At 45.6% G+C, this 24,547-nt stretch carries 13 protein-coding genes; 5 read left to right on the top strand and 8 right to left on the bottom strand.

Annotation, left to right across the window (positions count from 1 at the left end; all coding sequences use genetic code 11):
- On the top strand, positions 1-1,170 hold the full coding sequence (locus SJY28_RS11615; RefSeq protein WP_057760587.1) for an HlyD family efflux transporter periplasmic adaptor subunit: 1,170 nt from the start codon (positions 1-3) through the stop codon (positions 1,168-1,170).
- 113 nt (positions 1,171-1,283) lie between these two features.
- Here the strand turns inward: SJY28_RS11615 and SJY28_RS11610 are convergent, their stop codons facing one another.
- The 7 genes from SJY28_RS11610 to SJY28_RS11580 form a co-directional block, all read right to left on the bottom strand.
- Positions 1,284-2,018, bottom strand: a complete 735-nt coding sequence (locus SJY28_RS11610; protein WP_379544570.1) for a hypothetical protein — start codon at positions 2,016-2,018, stop codon at positions 1,284-1,286.
- Between the two features lie 87 nt (positions 2,019-2,105).
- The gene (locus SJY28_RS11605) at positions 2,106-3,083 is read right to left on the bottom strand and encodes an acyltransferase (protein WP_379544569.1); all 978 of its coding nucleotides are present in this window, start codon (positions 3,081-3,083) and stop codon (positions 2,106-2,108) included.
- Between the two features lie 530 nt (positions 3,084-3,613).
- Positions 3,614-4,156: a peroxiredoxin-like family protein gene (locus SJY28_RS11600; RefSeq protein WP_101205252.1), complete on the bottom strand. Its 543-nt coding sequence runs from the start codon at positions 4,154-4,156 to the stop codon at positions 3,614-3,616.
- Between the two features lie 187 nt (positions 4,157-4,343).
- Positions 4,344-5,231 carry a glutathione-dependent disulfide-bond oxidoreductase gene (gene yghU, locus SJY28_RS11595; protein WP_379544568.1) on the bottom strand — a complete coding sequence of 296 codons (888 nt, stop codon included), beginning with the start codon at positions 5,229-5,231 and terminating at the stop codon, positions 4,344-4,346.
- Positions 5,232-5,301: 70 nt separating this feature from the next.
- A complete protein-coding gene (locus tag SJY28_RS11590) occupies positions 5,302-5,955 on the bottom strand; it encodes a DsbA family protein (RefSeq protein ID WP_379544567.1) in 654 nt (217 codons plus the stop codon).
- Between the two features lie 110 nt (positions 5,956-6,065).
- The gene (locus tag SJY28_RS11585) at positions 6,066-6,620 is read right to left on the bottom strand and encodes a carboxymuconolactone decarboxylase family protein (RefSeq protein WP_379544566.1); all 555 of its coding nucleotides are present in this window, start codon (positions 6,618-6,620) and stop codon (positions 6,066-6,068) included.
- Positions 6,621-7,013: 393 nt separating this feature from the next.
- Positions 7,014-7,304: a putative quinol monooxygenase gene (locus SJY28_RS11580; protein ID WP_379544565.1), complete on the bottom strand. Its 291-nt coding sequence runs from the start codon at positions 7,302-7,304 to the stop codon at positions 7,014-7,016.
- Positions 7,305-7,603: 299 nt separating this feature from the next.
- Here SJY28_RS11580 and SJY28_RS11575 point away from each other — a divergent pair, with 299 nt between their 5' ends.
- A complete protein-coding gene (locus tag SJY28_RS11575; protein ID WP_057760571.1) occupies positions 7,604-8,284 on the top strand; it encodes a glutathione S-transferase family protein in 681 nt (226 codons plus the stop codon).
- A gap of 122 nt (positions 8,285-8,406) precedes the next feature.
- On the top strand, positions 8,407-8,991 hold the full coding sequence (locus SJY28_RS11570; protein WP_101205246.1) for a TetR/AcrR family transcriptional regulator: 585 nt from the start codon (positions 8,407-8,409) through the stop codon (positions 8,989-8,991).
- 127 nt (positions 8,992-9,118) lie between these two features.
- Here the strand turns inward: SJY28_RS11570 and SJY28_RS11565 are convergent, their stop codons facing one another.
- Positions 9,119-10,036 carry a haloalkane dehalogenase gene (locus SJY28_RS11565; RefSeq protein WP_379544564.1) on the bottom strand — a complete coding sequence of 306 codons (918 nt, stop codon included), beginning with the start codon at positions 10,034-10,036 and terminating at the stop codon, positions 9,119-9,121.
- 798 nt (positions 10,037-10,834) lie between these two features.
- Here SJY28_RS11565 and SJY28_RS11560 point away from each other — a divergent pair.
- Together SJY28_RS11560 and SJY28_RS11555 are read left to right on the top strand one after the other, a co-directional pair.
- Positions 10,835-11,797, top strand: a complete 963-nt coding sequence (locus SJY28_RS11560; protein ID WP_379544563.1) for an OmpA family protein — start codon at positions 10,835-10,837, stop codon at positions 11,795-11,797.
- Between the two features lie 84 nt (positions 11,798-11,881).
- Positions 11,882-24,508, top strand: a complete 12,627-nt coding sequence (locus SJY28_RS11555; protein ID WP_379544562.1) for a beta strand repeat-containing protein — start codon at positions 11,882-11,884, stop codon at positions 24,506-24,508.
- Positions 24,509-24,547: the final 39 nt, after the last annotated feature.

Here is a 24,547-nt window from a genome sequence, read left to right as displayed (position 1 = left end):
ATGTCAGAGTATAAGTACACACCCACTAAACCCCAAGTTAATCGTTCAAGATTGAGTATTTGGATAGCATTAATCGGGATCGTCACTTTAATTGTCTGGGCGTCATTTGCCAAGATTGACCAAGTGACCCGTGCGCAAGCAACGGTAATCGCCAGTGCTCGAACGCAAGAAATCCAAGCGTCAGAAGGCGGCGTATTGACTCAGCTGGCTGTCACAGAAGGTGAAGAAGTTAAGGCAGGTCAGTTATTGGTAGTGTTGGAGGAAGAGCGTGCTAAAGCAGCTGTTGATAATTCTGCTTCTAAGACAGCTGCATTGACTGCTAAGCTAGCAAGACTAAATGCTGAGATTTTTGAAAAACCATTGGTATTTCCTAAAGGGGTACAGGACTATCCTGAGTACGTGCAAAACCAAAGGGCACTATATAACAGACGTCGTCAAGCTATCAACGAGGAAGTCTCTTCTCTTGAGAAAATGCTAGTGCTGGCACGTCAAGAATTGCGTATGAATGAGCCTTTATTAAAGTATGGCGATGTCAGTCAAGCCGATGTCATCAAACTCAGTCGCCAAGTTGCTGATATCGAAGCGCAGATTAATAACAAGCGCAATAAGTACTTTGAAGAAGCACAGGCTGAAATGACAAAAGCTCAAGAAGAGTTAGATACAGAGCTTGAGCAATTGCGAGATCGGGCACAAGTACTTGAGGAGAAACGCTTGATGGCGCCCACAGAAGGTAAAATTAAGAACATCAACGTGACCACTATTGGCGGTGTTGTTAAGCCAGGCGAGGTCATCATGCAGATCCTACCGACTAGTAGTGACTTGGTTATAGATGCCAAGGTCAGTCCTGCTGATATTGCTTATGTCAAAGAAGGTCAAGAAGCGACGGTTAAGCTCGATGCTTATGATTACTCTATTTTTGGAGCCATGAAAGGGACGGTCAACTATATCAGTCCAGACACGCTAATGGAGCAAACACCTAAAGGCGAAGAGCCTTACTACCGTGTATTAATTGTGATTAATGGTGCTGAGTTTAAGGGGCGCGGTGATGAGATTGTCATCAAACCTGGTATGACAGCTTCTGTCGATATTAAAGCGATGGAGCGTACGGTATTGTCTTATTTGACTAAGCCAATTACCAAAACCTTATCGGAAGGTTTGGGAGAGCGCTAACAGTTTAATATTGGATATTTATTGAAGAGATTGGACCCACCCCCAGTTAATCACTGGGGTTTTTTTATATAAATGTATTTGGTCTCGTGCTACTACTTATAACTCTTATATTCTTAGTTAGGATTTTCAGGAAGTCTGTGGCTATTCGCCTCATTTCTTAACTGTTGTTGCTCATCAATTTTCTGCTGGTTACGCTTTTTGACTTCGTTGATAGCGGCACTCAATTGATCGTTTATTGCTTCCACTTCAGATTTTGCTGAAAGATAGTTTTTATCTATTTTGACGTTAATTTTTTGGGCAGGAACGTCTATATCCAACAAGCTTGCATTGTTCTTAATCTCTTCCAATTTATCATCAGTGTTCGCAACTATAGATTGAGTATTGCTATCTGTTTGAACATTTAGCGCTTTTTCCTTTTGCGGAGCAGTACTGTTCGCTTGAGCTGATTCTATCGATGTAGAAGCTGGTTTTTTGGGTTTATTATCGACGTTATTGGCAGCTGAAGAAGGGGGCGCTTTTCTGCTTTCCACGCTAGCTGTTTGCCCATTATTACTTGCTAGCTGATATACCTCAGACTTATCACCAATCTCAGATTTTTTATTGACCGTGCCTTCTATATTATCGTTATTGTCATTAGGTGTCTTGGTGCTGGTGACACTAGTGGTATAGACCTTTTCAGGTAGATTTATACTGTTGATAACGGTAGGTTCAGTCGTGTTTGTTTGGCTATCAGCTACTTCTACTGAATCTGTCTGATGAGTGTTGAGATAGAAAATAAAGAAAACCACAACATGTACTAATACTGCAAGGCACAATGCCCAAAACCATTTTTCGCGGAACTTCATCATTATATGGCTTTACCTTTATCATATTAGTACACGTGCGACACACCTTGAGGTTATCAAATAATTGGGATTGTTGGTAGAGAGAATAGGCTAAGCCTGTTCAATATTATCTTTGGTTTCAAAGTCACTGCTCTCAAAGTCAGCCAACATTTCTGTGATTAGTTGATCCTTTTGATGCCATATTTGCTCTACCCAATCAAACATCTGCGCTTTTATCGCTTCATCTGTTTCATAGCCGCCGTTTTTGATCGCAGTAAACAGATCTTCGGGTATCTCAATATGTCGCACATCGACGCCTAAACGCTTGATATTACCTTTCCATAGATCGCTATAAGTGGGCACACCGTCAGGGTAGACAATCGTCATGTCCAAAATCCCATCGATCTCTTCCCCCAAGGCACTCATAGCCAGTGACAACCCGCCAGCGCGTGGCTTAAGTAAATGCGTATACGGGGATTCTTGTTTATCATGTTTACTAGGAGTGAAGCGAGTTCCTTCTAGATAGTTCAATAGCGTAAAAGGCTTGTCCTTGAGCAACGCACACGCTCGTTTCGCTTCTTCGATATCCTTACCCTTTAGTGCAGGGTTTTTAGCGATGGCTTCTTTTGAATGTCGACGCATCATAGGAAAGTCGAGAAAGTAGAAAGCCTGACCAATGACAGGGATGTATATGAGCTCAAACTTGGTAAAAAAACGCGTCAATGGCAAACGTTTTTCGCTGATATATTGCACGATACTGGTATCAACCCATGACTGATGATTGCTCACCAGTAGATACTTACCGTTGGTATGCACATCATCAGGCAAATTAATACGCCAATCTTTGCGCGGTAATACGTTATCGATCAATGCATTGTTACTATTGATCCAATAGTTCGTCACATCGATAACGGCTTTGTCAGCGATGGCAGCACCAGTGATAGCCTTGGTAGCACCCATTACCCAGACAGGTAGACCAGCTAACATACTATTAAAAGTGATAACGCTGGTTGCTGTCGTCAGTGAGGCAGCTTTGCCTAATTTTGGAGCGCGTTCATGTAGTTTTTGAACGATTGATTTCAATCGCATATCGAATCCTTTTACTCATGCCTATGATGAGATATTGATAATGTTGCTGCATGATTTTAGCAGAAATCAATCTCAGTGTACGAGTGTTAACAACAAATAATAAACAGCATTGATAAATCAGAACGTACAATCGTATCAAGATTTAGCCGAAACGAGAGACAAATCAAACCATAAGCACAGTCTGTCTTATTTATAAAAATAAACCGATAAAAAAGAAATACAGATTACTTAAAAGGGAAAATATTTATGATGATATTTCGAGCTCAAATATAGCCCTTATATGCTGGCTAGTCTATGAGTTTCGTCTAGAACCTCTTTTTATAGATTCACAGTGCTACTCACACATTAGTACTGAGCAAGTATTAATGAACTTAGAGATGAAGCGACTGCGTTTGATAGCAGTTAAGTTATCAATAAACAAAAAAAGGGCGTATCAAGAATTATCTCGATACGCCCCATATAGTTTAACCCGTTAGATATAGGTCAGCCAAATAATCGAGTGAATCAACACTCTATATCTACTATATCAATTAGCCGTGCATACCACGGATAGGGTAGTTGTTCTCTGGATTTCTAACAAAAGCCAAACCATTTGCCAAGGCTTCAAGATCTGGTCTAGAGAATGGTGCGTTTGAGATATCAACGATATGCACTTTTCCTTCAGCATTGATAACGAACACAGCAGGCTCAGCGAAAGGATGGTCGGTTTCTTTTTCTGAACGTGGATCAGAGATGTATAGACCTAGCGTATTCATCTGCTCGATGGTCAGACCATAAGCCATAGGGAAACTAACATCTATCTGATCTAGATGACCTTCTAACTGCTCTTTGCTGTCTGCAGATACTGCGATGATATCGACACCGACGTCATAGAAAGACTGTTTTACTGTCTCTAAGGTATTTAGATACTTTGTGCAAATTGGGCAATGCTTACCACGGTAGACAACTACCAATTTCCAGTCATGACCGTTTTCAGGTTTGCCTAATGAAGTCATTTCACCGTTTAATACTTGTACTTCCATTTCAGGAAACGTAGTACCGGCTTGAATTTTTTGAGCATAATCTGTTGACATAGTTCTTATCCTTTTTAATAGTATTTTTATGGTTGGTTGGTATTTAACAGCCTTACATTAGCAGTCTTAAGTGCAAAAGTATTGGATGTTTACAGTAGTCCCAAGTAGTAACAGGAAAAGTTAACATTACCTTTAAAATCGATTAATAAGACTACTTAAGTAAGCTAGTAAGTCATAGACAAAGCGTCTATTTTTTCGCTTCTTCAGTTGTTTGAGCATCTAGTTTATCTTGAGTTTTTAGCTCAAAATCAGAGGCGTCATGACGCTCGTGTAGTTGCTCAGCAGGTTCACCCCAAGTGCGGTTTACCTTGCGACCACGTTGTACAGCAGGACGTTCTAAAATCTCAGCTGCCCAGCGACGCACATTTGGATAGCTCTCAACTTGTAGAAACTCTCCTGCATTATATGCTTCGCCTAGTATTAGATTGCCATACCAAGGCCAAGTGGCGATATCTGCAATCGTATACTCATCGCCACCTAAATAGCGATTTTCTACAAGCTCACGTTCTAGTACATCTAACTGGCGTTTTACTTCCATCGTGAATCGATTGATAGGGTACTCAAACTTTTCTGGTGCATAAAAGTAGAAGTGTCCAAAACCGCCACCTAAGTAAGGGGCAGAACCTTGTAACCAAAAAAGCCAATTCATCACTTCAGTACGTGCTGCTGCATCTTTAGGCAGTAGTTTTCCGAATTTTTCGGCCAGATAAAACAAAATAGCGCCACTCTCAAACACACGACTACCAGTCTCTGTATCCAAAAGCACAGGGATTTTTGAGTTTGGATTTAGCTCAACGAAACCTGATGAGAACTGTCCGCCTTCACCAATTTGAATCAGGTGCGCGTCGTACTCAGCTTCTGTCACACCCAACGCCAATAACTCTTCGACCATAATGGTGACTTTTTGGCCGTTAGGGGTGCCCATTGAGTAGATCTGCAACGGATGCTTGCCGCGAGGTAGTTCTGCTTCATGCGTTGGACCAGCGATAGGGCGGTTGACACTTGCCCACTTACCGCCGCTTTCTGCATCCCATGTCCAGACGCTAGGTGGCTCGTAATGATTAGAGTTTGACATAATGATGATACCTTTTTATATACTGTGTTCAGTAGGGTGTAATTGGTAAATCAGATCCAGTTTATTGTTTTTATTCTGGCATGTCTGCTAGTTGCTTTAAGATGTTTTTGTAGTTTTCTACACCTTGCGCGCCGCTCACTAGATGCTGACCGTTAAAGATAACGGATGGTACGCTTTGAACACCTTGCTGCTTTGAGTGCTGTACGGCTTCACGTATCACATTGGCAAAGCGTTGATCTGCGATAACGGCAAGCGCCTCAACACGATCGAGCCCAATATCTGCTGCGACGTCTGCCAGTACGGTACTGTCAGCCACGTTTTTATTATCAACGAAATGTGCAACGAACAATGCTTGTTTTAGGTCGTGCATACGTCCTTGCTGATCAGCCCAATGCAGCAACTGATGCGCGTTAAAAGTATTGTAGGTACGAAACTCGTCGGTAAACTGAAAATTAAATCCAGCTTCTGCACCTGCTGCTGTCATTCTAGCTCGGTTCTCTTTAACGTCCTCAGCAGTTGTACCGTACTTCTCCATAATATGCTCACGATAGTTTCGTCCTTCGTGCGGCGTATTAGGATTTAACTCAAATGGGTGCCAATGAATCTCGTGCGGCGTGTTGGTTTGTTTTAGTGCCTCGGCCAGTTGACTATAACCGATAGCGCACCAAGGGCACACAACGTCTGACACGATGTCTATTTGTAAGGTTTTTTTTGCCTGTTCCATAGGATCTCTCATTAGCGATAAATTAAAATGAAAAACTGCTGCCCGAAGATGTTTCGAACAACAGTATGAAAACATCAAATGGACTGTGTCAGCATTAGCTAAAAAATATATTAGTCAGCTTTGTGCCACTCAAATTTCTGGAATGGTTTGTCGACTGGGGTATTAGCTAGGTGATTCGTGTAGTTGCTCATTACTTTTTGAGCAGCACCAAGAATAACTTCAAGAATTTGGCGCTTAGTGTAGCCTGCATCTAAAAATGCTTGAACCGCGCTGTCATCAACGTTACCACGATTACGGACTACAGATAGTGTGAAGGTACGCAATGCTTCCAATTTTTCAGTTGGTAGTGGCGTTTCATCACGTAATGCATTAGTGATAGCGTCATCTACTTTCATGCTTTTAGCGATACCAGTATGCGCAGGCACACAGTAATGGCAAGCATGCTCAACGTTGATAGTCTGCCATACCACAGTCGTTTCTTCATCATCAAAGCTACTGTCTAAAAACAGTTGATGTAGCTGTTGGTAGCCTTCTAGCAAGCCAGGTGCTTCAGCCATCACGGCGTGTAGGTTAGGTACCATGCCAAATGCTTTGATTGAAGAATCAAGTAAGTCTTTGCTTTCTGCTGGGGCTGTGTCTTTATCGTGTAGAGTAAATTCGGTCATAACATAATTCCTAATAATAGGTTTGAGATTTGGTGTGTTTTAGAGTTTTCATGCCCGCTTCAAAGTAGTCGCTGATTTACATTTAATTATTGGCTTGAGTAGTTACTCAAAATTAGTAACTTTGCTTAGTAAGCGAGTCAATAGAGACTACTATAAATGATATTGAGCAATCGCTCAATAATTATTTGAGTAATCGTTCAAGTAAATTGTAATGGCTCAATTACATTCCTCTGCATAATTAACATTATTCTATTAATATCAGCACCTTAATAAGGTAACACTGTGTAAGTCGTAAGAAAAAATAATGGTAAAAAAAACGATTGTTAGCTTTGATAAAATTATTTTCTTTAGTATTGCGGGCAAAGCTTATTGAAATGATTGAGTGAATCAGAATTAATTAACTTCTGTCATCTCATGTAGCACAAATGATTCAACCGCGCCTTCTGTTGCGGCAGAGAAGTCTTTTAGATGTTGGCTTTCCATATGTATTTGCCATAGCTCGCGAGTGGCCCAGCTTTCATGAAACATAAAGTGAGAGGGTTTTTCATTATCTTGGAACAAATCATAACGACTACAGCCTTCTTCGCTGCGGGTAGCTGGTATGAGTTTTTCGAGCTCAGCTTTTACGAGAGCGATGCTATCGTCTTTCGTTGTGATGTGGGCGATAACAGTTAATGTAGCCATTTCTAATCCTTTGAATTGGTGGAATGGTTAGATGAGTTTTGAGAATGTCTGTTGGTAAAAGAGACGATATGCGAACAGGGTAGTATCGGCACTGTGTTTATTATATCAATATATAACATTACTTGAACGACCGTTCATTTGTGGTTATAGTGTATATCAGACAATAAAAATGTGCTTCAAATTTCGACGTCTATTTTTGTTATCTCATTACAGCTTTTATAGTCATTAGTATAGTCATTAGTATAGTCACTAGATTTAATAGTCATCAGACGACTGTCTTCATATAATAGGATAAAGTTATGCTTAAATTTTATTTTCACCAAACGCCAAACCCAATGAAAGTAGCATTGTTTCTTGAAGAAACTGGACTACCTTATGAACTTGTAGCAGTAGATACGCTAAAAGGTGAGCAGCATACACCTGAATACCGTGCTATCAACCCAAACGGCAAAACGCCTGCGCTAGAAGATGATGGCAAACGCGTGTTTGATTCTACAGCTATCTTGATGTACCTTTCTGAAAAAACAGGCAAGCTGGCAGGACAGCCAGAAGATCGTAGCGAGATGCTGTCGTGGCTAATGTTTGTGGCATCTGGATTAGGCCCTTTTTCTGGTCAATCTGTTCACTTTAGACATAAAGCGCCAGAGAAAATCCCATATGCGATTAATCGCTACCTTCGTGAGGCCGAGCGTCATTATGAAGTGCTAGATACACACCTAGAAGGCCGTGAATATATGGTTGGTGATAGCTACTCAATCGCTGATATTTCTACTTGGGGCTGGATTGATAAAGCGACAGTTGTACTAGGCGAAGGCGGCTTGGATAATTATCCAAATCTAAAGCGCTGGTTTGATAGCATTAATGCTCGTCCAGCGGTACAAAAAGCCCGTGACATTCCTAAAGGTATTGATTTCAAAACTGAGTTTGATGACGTTGCTGCACGCGCGCTTTATCCGCAAAACTTTGATAAAAATAGTTAATCGAAGCAAAGAGACTTAATAAGTTTTATAATATAAAAAGTGATTAAAACCAGTAACTAAGGTTGATTCTACAAACTTTGCCTTAAAATAGATTTTAAGGCAAAGATATTAAGGTGAAAATTATGAGTGCTCCGATAAAGTTCAATCGTGAAGATGTGATCGAAAAAGCAAAAAATCTCTATTGGGAAAAAGGCTATCACGCGACATCAATGCGCAATTTGCAAGATGTGGTGAATATGCACCCAGGTAGTATTTACGCAGCTTTTGGTAGTAAAGATAAGCTATTTACAGAGTCACTGAATCGCTATGCTGCAGATGGTGCAAAGAGATTGGCCGACTGTATTGAGCAAAAAGACACAGTGCTGGATGGCTTAAAACATTTTATCCATACGGTGATTGTCTGTAATAGTGCTACTGCGCCTAGTGGTATGTGCATGATCGTCAAGACAGTCGCTGAGCTTACTCAAAACGATAGTCCAGATCTACTCGCACATGCAACGAATATCTTAGAAGGTATAGAGGCATCATTTGCCGTGCTCTTTGGACAAGCCATTGATAGCGGTGAGATTAGCGCAGAGAAAGATCCAGTTGAGCTGGCGCGTTATTTCCAAATTCAAATCATAGGTCTCAGGACGTATGCACAGGTTACTAATGACAATGATGCGGTAGAGAAATATATCGATGATATTTTTAAAAATATCGTATAGCAGGGCTGGATAAAAAGCAGATTTTTTAGTTATGACAGCTTTCGCATTTTGTCGTTGACCAATCATCATAGTATTACTAAAAACCCTGATTGCTAGTACATTAGTAATCAGGGTTTTCTGTTATCTATTACTGTGCTTTCGGATTGTCATTGATGAACTTCAATAGAAGCTCAGCCAACGTTTCGCCTTGGTCTTCTTGTAGAAAATGACCACCGTTAGTGATAGTCGTATGATTTTGGCCTTTGGTACCAGGAATTAGCTTTTGCATGATGCGATCACCGCCACCAGTTACGGGGTCAGAATCACTAAACAATGTGATAAATGGCTTGTTCCATTTGCTTAGCACGCCCCAAGCTGCACGGTTGTTTTCTGAAGCAGGATCATCGGATGTCGTGGGCACTAGGATAGGAAACTGTCTGGCGCCTTCTTTATAAGACTCATCAGGGAAGGGTGCATCGTAAGCATCCAGTACGGCTTGTGATAACGTCGTTGTGGTACCGCTTTTGATGGTGCCTGCTACATTGAACTGAGGCGTTTCCTGAGAGAACTTCTGCCACTTGCGAAAGCCTTCGCCCGGATCATGATCCCCAGTCGGTAGCATCGTATTTCCTGCTGCGACGCGATCGAATTTATCAGGATGCGCTGCTACTAAACGTAGACCGATTAAGCCGCCCCAATCTTGACAAAACAGTGTGATATTTTTTAAGTCCAACTGATCAAGCACCGATTGCATCCAATCGACATGGCGCTGATAAGTGTAGTCAGTACGCGATGCAGGTTTGTCTGAACGCCCAAACCCAGGAAGGTCTGGCGCGATAACGCGGTGTCCTGCTGCTGTCAGTATGGGAATGACTTTGCGGTACAGATAAGACCAAGAAGGCTCACCATGTAATAACAAGATAGGGTCGGCGTCGCTTGGACCTTCATCAAGGTAATGTACGCGTAGCTCACCACCTTCTGTATCATCGACTATCAAATAGTTCGGTTCAAAATCGTAGTCTTGCAAGTTAGCAAAACACGAATCAGGCGTCCTAAGTTTTTTCATATATCATCCTTGGGTTAGAAAAATAACAGTGCATTCTGGCACAGGGGTTAGACAGTCTATTAAAGGTGAGTCTCTGGATGCTACTCGACTATCACTGGTAATTTTAGTGATAAGGCTATCTGCCGATAGTCTATATTGATTAAACGTTCAAAATGAAAACTATACCCTACATGCATTCGTTGCTGCAAACATTAATGCTAGTAAAATTAGAAACTAAATACCATGATGACTGATTTTGGAACATATTAAGTATTCAGAAAAATATGACAGATATACACTTAATCTATTTGTAAGTTTGATCACTTTCCATCTATTGACTCTCTTACAAAAAGAATAACTTTTATTATATATATCCAATAATAACAATTGTTTTTTAAAGAATTGGATATAGTTGATAGATTACAAAACACAAATTATTTCTGTGAAAAACGGTTGACTAATTTTTTGCAGCGTCAGATGGATGATGTAGTATTATTCCTATAGTAATCAACGATTAATATAAATTGAAATCTAGATTTCTCATGTGGAGTAACAGTTTAAAACGCTGCATTAGAGGGTTTTAAACTGAATTCTATGAAGTTGACTTTACAAAATACTTAAATTACTATCAATTAATAAAAACAGGTCATTTTTTATCCGAATGAACTCTACCGCGTTATAAAAAGACAAAAGTTCTCTAGTAAGTAAAAATCAAGTCCAAATTATCGACTATTTTGTTAAAAGATAAACTATATTTAGGCGGTATCCGAGCAAGAACAAACACGTTGTCTCAAAGAAATTATCAATTAGGAATCTATAATGGAAAGAGTATTTAAGAACACTATTGCAGCTATTATTTTACCCACTATTTTGCTCGGTATATCTGGATGCGCTGCTATAGGCAATAGTGGAATTGATAACGAGGGCGACAGTCGTAGAGTGGGCAATGTCACGTGGAACAATCAAGTCGACACAGACGTTCGCAAGCTACTATCAACAGAAGTTAATACCGATCAAACAAGATTGATATTTATTCGTAAAAATGACGATGATTTAGAGCAAACTAGTGCAAATATTTCTGTTAATAATAGATATCAAGTAAGCCTACACCCTGGTAATTATACAGCTGTTAACTCTTGCGTTGGTACAAACCAGTTAAGTGCTCACGCTACTGGTTTTAAAGATAATAACTTATTAGCAGATAAAAAAGACTATCAGCTTGATGGTGGTCAAACATACTTCTTCTACGTTGATATGGATGATACAGGAAAAAGTACACTCGAAGAAATAACTGCTGACAGTGCATTACAATTATTAGAAACCAAACGCTATCAAAATCATCAAATTAGCCGAGTAGTGCCTAATTGTGCAGCTCCTGTAGTATCTGAGCCACTAGAAACAGCACCAGTAGTACCTGTCTTGGCAGAGAAAGTGACAATCGAGCTTGAAGTATTGTTTGAAACTGACAAAGCTATTGTTCAGCCTGAATACTACTCTAAAATTTCTGAAGTCGCAGAGTTCATGACTCAATATCCAAACACCATTGTTACTATTGAAGGTCATACCGATAGTCGGGCAAGTGAGCAATATAACCAAGCTCTATCACAACGTCGAGTGAACGCTGTAAAAGAAGTGTTAATCACTCAATTCGGTGTAGATTCTGAACGTCTCAGTGCTGTTGGTTATGGTGAGTCACAGCCAAGAGCTAGTAACGATACAGTAGAAGGTCGTCAGCTTAACCGCCGTGTTATTGCTGTTGTGGAAGAGCGCTCAAATAACTGATAGAAAAACGAATTTGTCATAAGTAAATTAGGCCATAAAAAATTCAAACAGTATTGTTGCAACTAAAAAAATAAAAGGTAAAAAATGAATGCTATTGTCGTAAAAACGAATGATGCCACTCAGACTATAAGCCAAATAGAGATCATAACTAAAGATGGTACACCTACCGTCATTAAAGCCGTAGACAAAGTAAACTATGAGTTTCATGACAAATCTATTAACCGGGCTCCTAATCATATTGTTACTAAACGGATAAAAAACGACCTTCACGTATCGTTTGAAAAGGAAGGTAAAGATAGTGACCTTATTATAGAAGGTTTTTACGATAGCGCAGATAGTGCATTGGTTGGTATTGCCGAAGATGGTGAGTATTACTACTATATCCCAGATACTGGTGAAACCTATGATTACGTGACTCAGTTAAATATAGGCGATGTAGAAGGTCAAGCTTTAGGTGGTCAAGAATATGTAGCAGCTGCGATACCGTGGTGGATACCTGCTGCTGCTGGTATTGGACTGGTTGGATTACTGGCGAGTGGAAGTAGTAACAGCAGAGACGATGACAGCAATACGGAAGAGGGTACTGCGCCCCTCGTAACAGATGATCGCCAAACCGGCACACTTGGTCAACTAGTGGTCATCGACGTGCTCAGCAACGACACCGATCTTGAAGGCGACATTGACCCAACTAGCGTAAAACTGATCAACCCAGACACAGGTCTTGAAGTCACCACATTAACGGTTGCTGGCGAAGGCGAATGGAGTGTTGATCCAACAACAGGTACTGTCACCTTCACCCCAGAAGCAGGTTTTACCGCTGATCCAACGCCGGTGAACTATGTCGTCTCTGATGTCACTGGCAGCAAGTCAAACCAAGCGACCATCACCGTAGACTACCCACCAACCGCACCGAATGCCGAAGACGAAATCCAAACCGGCACACTTGGTCAACCAGTGGTCATCGACGTGCTCAGCAATGACACCGACCTTGAAGGCGACATTGACCCAACTAGCGTAAAACTGATCAACCCAGACACAGGTCTTGAAGTCACCACATTAACGGTTGCTGGCGAAGGCGAATGGAGTGTTGATCCAACAACAGGTACTGTCACCTTCACCCCAGAAGCAGGTTTTACCGCTGATCCAACGCCGGTGAACTATGTCGTCTCTGATGTCACTGGCAGCAAGTCAAACCAAGCGACCATCACCGTAGACTACCCACCAACCGCACCGAATGCCGAAGACGAAATCCAAACCGGCACACTTGGTCAACCAGTGGTCATCGACGTGCTCAGCAATGACACCGACCTTGAAGGCGACATTGACCCAACTAGCGTAAAACTGATCAACCCAGACACAGGTCTTGAAGTCACCACATTAACGGTTGCTGGCGAAGGCGAATGGAGTGTTGATCCAACAACAGGTACTGTCACCTTCACCCCAGAAGCAGGTTTTACCGCTGATCCAACGCCGGTGAACTATGTCGTCTCTGATGTCACTGGCAGCAAGTCAAACCAAGCGACCATCACCGTAGACTACCCACCAACCGCACCGAATGCCGAAGACGAAATCCAAACCGGCACACTTGGTCAACCAGTGGTCATCGACGTGCTCAGCAATGACACCGACCTTGAAGGCGACATTGACCCAACTAGCGTAAAACTGATCAACCCAGACACAGGTCTTGAAGTCACCACATTAACGGTTGCTGGCGAAGGCGAATGGAGTGTTGATCCAACAACAGGTACTGTCACCTTCACCCCAGAAGCAGGTTTTACCGCTGATCCAACGCCGGTGAACTATGTCGTCTCTGATGTCACTGGCAGCAAGTCAAACCAAGCGACCATCACCGTAGACTACCCACCAACCGCACCGAATGCCGAAGACGAAATCCAAACCGGCACACTTGGTCAACCAGTGGTCATCGACGTGCTCAGCAATGACACCGACCTTGAAGGCGACATTGACCCAACTAGCGTAAAACTGATCAACCCAGACACAGGTCTTGAAGTCACCACATTAACGGTTGCTGGCGAAGGCGAATGGAGTGTTGATCCAACAACCGGCACTGTCACCTTCACCCCAGAAGCAGGTTTCACCGCTGATCCGACGCCTGTCAACTATGTCGTCTCTGATGTCACTGGCAACAAGTCAAACCAAGCGACCATCACCGTAGACTACCCACCAACCGCACCAGTGGCAGTGGATGACAGCGAATCGGGTGCTTCAGGTGCCACCGTTGAAGTTGACGTCGTTGGTAACGATAGCGACGCTGAAAATGATCTTGACCCAACGACCGTCATCATCACCCAAGCGCCAGTTGGCAGCACTATTGCCGCTGACGGCAAATCGGTGGACGTACCAGGCGAAGGCACATGGACGGTCAATCCGACTACAGGTGCCATCAGCTTTGCCCCAGCAGCTGGTTTTACCGCTGATCCGACACCAATCAGCTACACTGTAGACGACGCAACAGGCTTAACCTCAAACGAAGCGACCGTCACCATTGACTATCCGCAAGCAGTGAATGACCTACAAACGGGTACCTCAGGCAGTCCAGTTGTGGTCGATGTGTTTGCTAACGACAGCCAAGCTGACGCCAATTTAGACCCAGCAACCGTCATCATCACCCAAGCGCCAGCTGGCAGCACTATTGCCGCTGACGGCAAATCGGTGGACGTACCAGGCGAAGGCACATGGGTTGTTGACCCTGTAACAGGGGCCATCACCTTTACCCCAGCAGCAGGCTTCACCGCGGACCCAACGCCAATCAGCTACACCGTAGACAACCTGACGGGTGACACCTCAAACGAAGCGACCGTCACCATTGACTATCCGCAAACCGCACCAGTGGCAGTGGATGACAGCGAATCGGGTGCTTCAGGTGCCACCGTTGAAGTTGACGTCGTTGGTAACGATAGCGACGCTGAAAATGATCTTGACCCAACGACCGTCATCATCACCCAAGCGCCAGTTGGCAGCACTATTGCCGCTGACGGCAAATCGGTGGACGTACCAGGCGAAGGCACATGGACGGTCAATCCGACTACAGGTGCCATCAGCTTTGCCCCAGCAGCTGGTTTTACCGCTGATCCGACACCAATCAGCTACACTGTAGACGACGCAACAGGCTTAACCTCAAACGAAGCGACCGTCACCATTGACTATCCGCAAGCAGTGAATGACCTACAAACGGGTACCTCAGGCAGTCCAGTTGTGGTCGATGTGTTTGCTAACGACAGCCAAGCTGACGCCAATTTAGACCCAGCAACCGTCATCATCACCCAAGCGCCAGCTGGCAGCACTATTGCCGCTGACGGCAAATCGGTGGACGTACCAGGCGAAGGCACATGGGTTGTTGACCCTGTAACAGGGGCCATCACCTTTACCCCAGTCGCAGGTTTTACCGCGGACCCAACGCCAATCAGCTACACCGTAGACAACCTGACGGGTGACACCTCAAACGAAGCGACCGTCACCATTGACTATCCGCAAGCAGTGAATGACCTACAAACGGGTACCTCAGGCAGTCCAGTTGTGGTCGATGTGTTTGCTAACGACAGCCAAGCTGACGCCAATTTAGACCCAGCAACCGTCATCATCACCCAAGCGCCAGTTGGCAGCACTATTGCCGCTGATGGCAAATCGGTGGACGTACCAGGCGAAGGCACATGGGTTGTTGACCCTGTAACAGGGGCCATCACCTTTACCCCAGTCGCAGGTTTTACCGCGGACCCAACGCCAATCAGCTACACCGTAGACAACCTGACGGGTGACACCTCAAACGAAGCGACCGTCACCATTGACTATCCGCAAGCAGTGAATGACCTACAAACGGGTACCTCAGGCAGTCCAGTTGTGGTCGATGTGTTTGCTAACGACAGCCAAGCTGACGCCAATTTAGACCCAGCAACCGTCATCATCACCCAAGCGCCAGTTGGCAGCACTATTGCCGCTGATGGCAAATCGGTGGACGTACCAGGCGAAGGCACATGGGTTGTTGACCCTGTAACAGGGGCCATCACCTTTACCCCAGTCGCAGGCTTCACCGCGGACCCAACGCCAATCAGCTACACCGTAGACAACCTGACGGGTGACACCTCAAACGAAGCGACCGTCACCATTGACTATCCGCAAGCAGTGAATGACCTACAAACGGGTACCTCGGGCAGTCCAGTTGTGGTCGATGTGTTTGCTAACGACAGCCAAGCTGACGCCAATTTAGACCCAACGACCGTCATCATCACCCAAGCGCCAGTTGGCAGCACTATTGCCGCTGACGGCAAATCGGTGGACGTACCAGGCGAAGGCACATGGGTTGTTGACCCTGTAACAGGGGCCATCACCTTTACCCCAGTCGCAGGTTTTACCGCGGACCCAACGCCAATCAGCTACACCGTAGACAACCTGACGGGTGACACCTCAAACGAAGCGACCGTCACCATTGACTATCCGCAAACCGCACCAGTGGCAGTGGATGACAGCGAATCGGGTGCTTCAGGTGCCACCGTTGAAGTTGACGTCGTTGGTAACGATAGCGACGCTGAAAATGATCTTGACCCAACGACCGTCATCATCACCCAAGCGCCAGTTGGCAGCACTATTGCCGCTGACGGCAAATCGGTGGACGTACCAGGCGAAGGCACATGGACGGTCAATCCGACTACAGGTGCCATCAGCTTTGCCCCAGCAGCTGGTTTTACCGCTGATCCGACACCAATCAGCTACACTGTAGACGACGCAACAGGCTTAACCTCAAACGAAGCGACCGTCACCATTGACTATCCGCAAGCAGTGAATGACCTACAAACGGGTACCTCGGGCAGTCCAGTTGTGGTCGATGTGTTTGCTAACGACAGCCAAGCTGACGCCAATTTAGACCCAGCAACCGTCATCATCACCCAAGCGCCAGCTGGCAGCACTATTGCCGCTGATGGCAAATCGGTGGACGTACCAGGCGAAGGCACATGGGTTGTTGACCCTGTAACAGGGGCCATCACCTTTACCCCAGTCGCAGGTTTTACCGCGGACCCAACGCCAATCAGCTACACCGTAGACAACCTGACGGGTGACACCTCAAACGAAGCGACCGTCACCATTGACTATCCGCAAGCAGTGAATGACCTGCAAACGGGTACCTCGGGCAGTCCAGTTGTGGTCGATGTGTTTGCTAACGACAGCCAAGCTGACGCCAATTTAGACCCAGCAACCGTCATCATCACCCAAGCGCCAGCTGGCAGCACTATTGCCGCTGACGGCAAATCGGTGGACGTACCAGGCGAAGGCACATGGGTTGTTGACCCTGTAACAGGGGCCATCACCTTTACCCCAGTCGCAGGTTTTACCGCGGACCCAACGCCAATCAGCTACACCGTAGACAACCTGACGGGTGACACCTCAAACGAAGCGACCGTCACCATTGACTATCCGCAAGCAGTGAATGACCTACAAACGGGTACCTCAGGCAGTCCAGTTGTGGTCGATGTGTTTGCTAACGACAGCCAAGCTGACGCCAATTTAGACCCAGCAACCGTCATCATCACCCAAGCGCCAGCTGGCAGCACTATTGCCGCTGACGGCAAATCGGTGGACGTACCAGGCGAAGGCACATGGGTTGTTGACCCTGTAACAGGGGCCATCACCTTTACCCCAGTCGCAGGTTTTACCGCGGACCCAACGCCAATCAGCTACACCGTAGACAACCTGACGGGTGACACCTCAAACGAAGCGACCGTCACCATTGACTATCCGCAAGCAGTGAATGACCTACAAACGGGTACCTCGGGCAGTCCAGTTGTGGTCGATGTGTTTGCTAACGACAGCCAAGCTGACGCCAATTTAGACCCAACGACCGTCATCATCACCCAAGCGCCAGCTGGCAGCACTATTGCCGCTGACGGCAAATCGGTGGACGTACCAGGCGAAGGCACATGGGTTGTTGACCCTGTAACAGGGGCCATCACCTTTACCCCAGTCGCAGGTTTTACCGCGGACCCAACGCCAATCAGCTACACCGTAGACAACCTGACGGGTGACACCTCAAACGAAGCGACCGTCACCATTGACTATCCGCAAACCGCACCAGTGGCAGTGGATGACAGCGAATCGGGTGCTTCAGGTGCCACCGTTGAAGTTGACGTCGTTGGTAACGATAGCGACGCTGAAAATGATCTTGACCCAACGACCGTCATCATCACCCAAGCGCCAGTTGGCAGCACTATTGCCGCTGACGGCAAATCGGTGGACGTACCAGGCGAAGGCACATGGACGGTCAATCCGACTACAGGTGCCATCAGCTTTGCCCCAGCAGCTGGTTTTACCGCTGATCCGACACCAATCAGCTACACCGTAGACGACGCAACAGGCTTAACCTCAAACGAAGCGACCGTCACCATTGACTATCCGCAAGCAGTGAATGACCTACAAACGGGTACCTCGGGCAGTCCAGTTGTGGTCGATGTGTTTGCTAACGACAGCCAAGCTGACGCCAATTTAGACCCAGCAACCGTCATCATCACCCAAGCGCCAGCTGGCAGCACTATTGCCGCTGACGGCAAATCGGTGGACGTACCAGGCGAAGGCACATGGGTTGTTGACCCTGTAACAGGGGCCATCACCTTTACCCCAGTCGCAGGCTTCACCGCGGACCCAACGCCAATCAGCTACACCGTAGACAACCTGACGGGTGACACCTCAAACGAAGCGACCGTCACCATTGACTATCCGCAAGCAGTGAATGACCTACAAACGGGTACCTCGGGCAGTCCAGTTGTGGTCGATGTGTTTGCTAACGACAGCCAAGCTGACGCCAATTTAGACCCAGCAACCGTCATCATCACCCAAGCGCCAGCTGGCAGCACTATTGCCGCTGACGGCAAATCGGTGGACGTACCAGGCGAAGGCACATGGGTTGTTGACCCTGTAACAGGGGCCATCACCTTTACCCCAGTCGCAGGTTTTACCGCGGACCCAACGCCAATCAGCTACACCGTAGACAACCTGACGGGTGACACCTCAAACGAAGCGACCGTCACCATTGACTATCCGCAAGCAGTGAATGACCTACAAACGGGTACCTCGGGCAGTCCAGTTGTGGTCGATGTGTTTGCTAACGACAGCCAAGCTGACGCCAATTTAGACCCAACGACCGTCATCATCACCCAAGCGCCAGTTGGCAGCACTATTGCCGCTGACGGCAAATCGGTGGACGTACCAGGCGAAGGCACATGGGTTGTTGACCCTGTAACAGGGGCCATCACCTTTACCCCAGCAGCAGGCTTCACCGCGGACCCAACGCCAATCAGCTACACCGTAGACAACCTGACGGGTGACACCTCAAACGAAGCGACCGTCACCATTGACTATCCGCAAACCGCACCAGTGGCAGTGGATGACAGCGAATCGGGTGCTTCAGGTGCCACCGTTGAAGTTGACGTCGTTGGTAACGATAGCGACGCTGAAAATGATCTTGACCCAACGACCGTCATCATCACCCAAGCGCCAGTTGGCAGCACTATTGCCGCTGACGGCAAATCGGTGGACGTACCAGGCGAAGGCACATGGACGGTCAATCCGACTACAGGTGCCATCAGCTTTGCCCCAGCAGCTGGTTTTACCGCTGATCCGACACCAATCAGCTACACTGTAGACGACGCAACAGGCTTAACCTCAAACGAAGCGACCGTCACCATTGACTATCCGCAAGCAGTGAATGACCTACAAACGGGTACCTCAGGCAGTCCAGTTGTGGTCGATGTGTTTGCTAACGACAGCCAAGCTGACGCCAATTTAGACCCAGCAACCGTCATCATCACCCAAGCGCCAGCTGGCAGCACTATTGCCGCTGACGGCAAATCGGTGGACGTACCAGGCGAAGGCACATGGGTTGTTGACCCTGTAACAGGGGCCATCACCTTTACCCCAGTCGCAGGTTTTACCGCGGACCCAACGCCAATCAGCTACACCGTAGACAACCTGACGGGTGACACCTCAAACGAAGCGACCGTCACCATTGACTATCCGCAAGCAGTGAATGACCTACAAACGGGTACCTCAGGCAGTCCAGTTGTGGTCGATGTGTTTGCTAACGACAGCCAAGCTGACGCCAATTTAGACCCAGCAACCGTCATCATCACCCAAGCGCCAGCTGGCAGCACTATTGCCGCTGATGGCAAATCGGTGGACGTACCAGGCGAAGGCACATGGGTTGTTGACCCTGTAACAGGGGCCATCACCTTTACCCCAGTCGCAGGTTTTACCGCGGACCCAACGCCAATCAGCTACACCGTAGACAACCTGACGGGTGACACCTCAAACGAAGCGACCGTCACCATTGACTATCCGCAAGCAGTGAATGACCTACAAACGGGTACCTCAGGCAGTCCAGTTGTGGTCGATGTGTTTGCTAACGACAGCCAAGCTGACGCCAATTTAGACCCAGCAACCGTCATCATCACCCAAGCGCCAGTTGGCAGCACTATTGCCGCTGACGGCAAATCGGTGGACGTACCAGGCGAAGGCACATGGGTTGTTGACCCTGTAACAGGGGCCATCACCTTTACCCCAGTCGCAGGTTTTACCGCGGACCCAACGCCAATCAGCTACACCGTAGACAACCTGACGGGTGACACCTCAAACGAAGCGACCGTCACCATTGACTATCCGCAAGCAGTGAATGACCTACAAACGGGTACCTCAGGCAGTCCAGTTGTGGTCGATGTGTTTGCTAACGACAGCCAAGCTGACGCCAATTTAGACCCAGCAACCGTCATCATCACCCAAGCGCCAGCTGGCAGCACTATTGCCGCTGATGGCAAATCGGTGGACGTACCAGGCGAAGGCACATGGGTTGTTGACCCTGTAACAGGGGCCATCACCTTTACCCCAGTCGCAGGCTTCACCGCGGACCCAACGCCAATCAGCTACACCGTAGACAACCTGACGGGTGACACCTCAAACGAAGCGACCGTCACCATTGACTATCCGCAAACGGCGCCAGTGGCAAGTAACGACTTAAAAGCAGGTCCTTTAAATACGCCTGTATTAGTTGACATATTAGCCAATGATACTGATCCTGAAAACGATTTAGACCCAACGACCGTCATCATCACCCAAGCGCCAGCTAGCAGTACTATTGCCGCTGATGGTAAATCGGTGGACGTACCAGGCGAAGGCACATGGGTTGTTGACCCTGTAACAGGGGCCATCACCTTTACCCCAGTCGCAGGTTTTACCGCGGACCCAACGCCAATCAGCTACACGGTTAGCGATAGCACGGGCCTGATCTCTAATGAGGCAACCGTTATTGTGGACTATCCACCAACAGCACCAGTCACTATCGATGACAGCGAAATCGGTGTTTCTGGTCAATTAGTTAACATTGAGGTATTGAGTAATGATTTTGATTTTGATGGAGATATTCTTCCATCGACTGTCATCATCACCCAATCACCAGCGGGTGGTACTATTGCAGCTGACGGTAAATCGGTTGGCGTACCAGGTGAAGGATCCTGGAGTGTTGACTTAGTAACAGGTGATATCACCTTTACCCCAGAAGCAGGTTTTACTGGTGATCCAACGCCAATCAGCTATACGGTTAGCGATAGTACTGGTTTAACTTCTAATGAATCTACTATTACCATTGACTATCCACAAACAGCGCCAGTAGCAGTGGATGATGAAAAGTTAGACCAAGTGCTTGGCGATGCTATTACTGTTGCTGTGGTCGGTAACGATACAGATGTAGAAGGCGATCTAGACCCAACGACGGTCATCATCACCGCCTCGCCAGCAGGTGGCACCATCGCCGCTGACGGCAAATCGGTTGTTGTGGCAGGCGAAGGCGAATGGAGTGTTGATACTGCCACAGGCGACATCACCTTCACCCCAGAAGCCGGCTTTACCGATAACCCAACGCCAATCAGTTACACAATTGAAGATACAACTGGTCTATTGTCTAATGAAGCAACTGTTACTATTGACTACGACCAGTTAACTAGAATTGAAGTTGAGCCGCCAGGCCGTGTTTCTGAAGAAGGGTTAGAAGGAGGAAATCCAGATAGCAATCCAGACTCAGCGCTTGATACCACTGATTCAGTAACTGATACAGATGGTAACTGGATTCGAGTAACTGATACAGACACTGACCTTTCAAATGCGGTTGTGAAATTTGTATTACCAACTGTTGATAATGGTATTACTAGTCAAGGCAATCCTGTTGTTTTCAGAATTGATTCAAGTACAGGTGATATTGTTGGTGAGTATGAATATATTGATAGCTTGGGTGCCTCTCAAACTCAGAATGTACTAAGCATAAGTCTAAACGGTAATAAAGAAGCAATTACTGATGGCTATCAATTTGGATACAATGTCACGTTGGGCGCACCTGTAGATCATACTCAAGGTGATGATATTGAAGGTATTCTGTCGGTTGATTTTGGTATTGAAGTATACGAAGATTCTTCTGCTACAAATCCATTAGCCACATCTGACGAGTTGTTGGCCATCATCGAAGATGATTCTCCTGCGCCTCAGCCAGTGGTTTGGAACATTGATGTACAGCAAGAGACTATTACTATTAGTGGCTTACAAACGGGTTTTACTGAGACATTATTTACCCAACCGACCAATACAGATGGTCAAAACTATCTGGTAGCAAACAATCCTGCAGCTAGTAACCCTGGCACTACGGTACCTAGTCGTGATTATGGGGCTACAGGTACGCTGTCTGCGGAACAAGATGCGACTTATACAGCACCAGATGGAAACACTTATATAGACGCCCTGGATGAAGGTATTTATTGGGGTAGACCAGGAGATGCTGATAGCTCTCCTGCAGGATACACGACTTATGAAAATACTGCTTATCAAGGTAATGGTGAAGAGATTGAGTTTGAGACTAACCTTGATTTAGGTGATTTTTCACATATTAACTTTGGCATCTTCGGAGACGGTGGTACGTTACTTGAGACAAACTTAAACATCGACTTCATAGTTGATGTTAATGGCAACTCTGAATCAGTCAATGTGGATTATTTGTTACAGCATAATGAAACTCCTAATAATTTTACGAGTGCTACTTATGGTATAGATTCTGCTACTTACTCGGATACTTTTGTTCAAAGTGACTTTATTGTGATACCGAATGCCTCTCAAATTGTAGATATTGCCGGTCAGCAGTACATGCTTGATGTGACACTCGTCAATCAGGATGCGAGCTCTACCATTGACTCGGACAAAAATAAAGACTTCTTGAAGGTATATCAAGGCTATGATGGTATTGATAACGATGGTGATGGAAAAATTGATGAGTCTCTATATTCTGCTGTAGGAAAATTATTTTCAACTAATGCGTTTACTAATCAAACTGGGAATATTTATGATTTAAATGGTAACGGTATCTTAGGAGATAAAGGAGATGCACAGTTTGTAGCTAATCTAACAACAGGCTTCAGATACACTATTCTTGGAAACGGTGATATTGCTTATATTGACTCTAATAAGAATGGTGGATCTGACGGTATTGATTTCGATGGTGATAACATCAACGATGCTATTGATAGTAATGGTGACGGTAGGCTTGACTATATTGTCTATAGTACAACTGGTCAGCGAGCTGAAGATACTGATGGTGATGGGGTTATAGATAGAGTCGATACTAATGGCGATGGGATAGTGGATACCGATCTTGTTTTAGATGGTTCTGATTATGATCCTGCTTTAGATGATGAAAGTACCTTTGTCGTTAATAGTGAAGAAGGTCAAGAAAACATTTATGATGTCATTGGTAAGTTAACACCTTTAAACCCATTACCTGAATTGGATAATAATATCGTTGTTGAAGGTAAAGTAGCTGTTGGTGGCGATGCTGTTGATTATCTCAATTCGACTGGTACTGGTATTATTTGGTCAGGCGTATCAACCACTGATAGTGACACAACAATTGAAACTATTGATACAGATGGTGACGCGACTAACTATGAATTCCAAACTGACTATGGTGTGTTCGTTGGTTATGCTGATGGTAGTTACAAATTCAATCCAGTTAAAAATATAGCAGATATTGTTATAGCTGGTGTAGATGATATTGATGTCTTTAAATTTGAATATACAGATTCAGATGGTGATACAGCCAGCTCAACGGTTACGTTGAACTACAATGAGTATGCGACACCGCAAAGCCCCGACTCAATGGATGACATTGCCCCGCGTGGTACGGCAGATAATGACTACTTAGTAGGGACTAATCAAGCCGAAACCCTAAGTGGTGGCGCAGGAGATGATACTTTAGTTGGCCTGAGCGGCGCGGATATCTTATCAGGCAGTGATGGCAATGATATTTTGATATTTGATAGAAATGATGTCTCAATCGATGGTGGTGAAAACTCGGATGGCAGTTTAGACAATGATACATTAGTAATTAACGACATAAATGTTGTTGCTAATACTGACATGAGTGAAGTTGTTAATTTTGAAACTATTGATTTGACTAACGACACTGCTCAAACGCTCAGTATAAGTCTCAGTGATGTTGTTGACATAACTGATGGCAATAATCAGCTGTTCATCAAGGGCGATAGCGTTGATACTGTTAATGTATCTGATATGACTAAGGCAGCTACTTCTGATCAGGCAGGTTATGATTTGTACCAAGATAGTGGTAATACGGCGAGCCTATACATTCAAACCGCTATAGATGACAATATTATCTAAAAGTAATAGTTGAATCGTAAAAAAACGCTCCCAAAAGGG

The sequence above is a fragment of the Psychrobacter sp. R86515 genome (assembly GCF_042466315.1).
In the GTDB taxonomy this organism is placed as follows: domain Bacteria; phylum Pseudomonadota; class Gammaproteobacteria; order Pseudomonadales; family Moraxellaceae; genus Psychrobacter.
The sequence above is the reverse complement of the archived record's forward strand: the minus strand, read 5'-3'. Positions and strand labels throughout refer to the sequence as shown.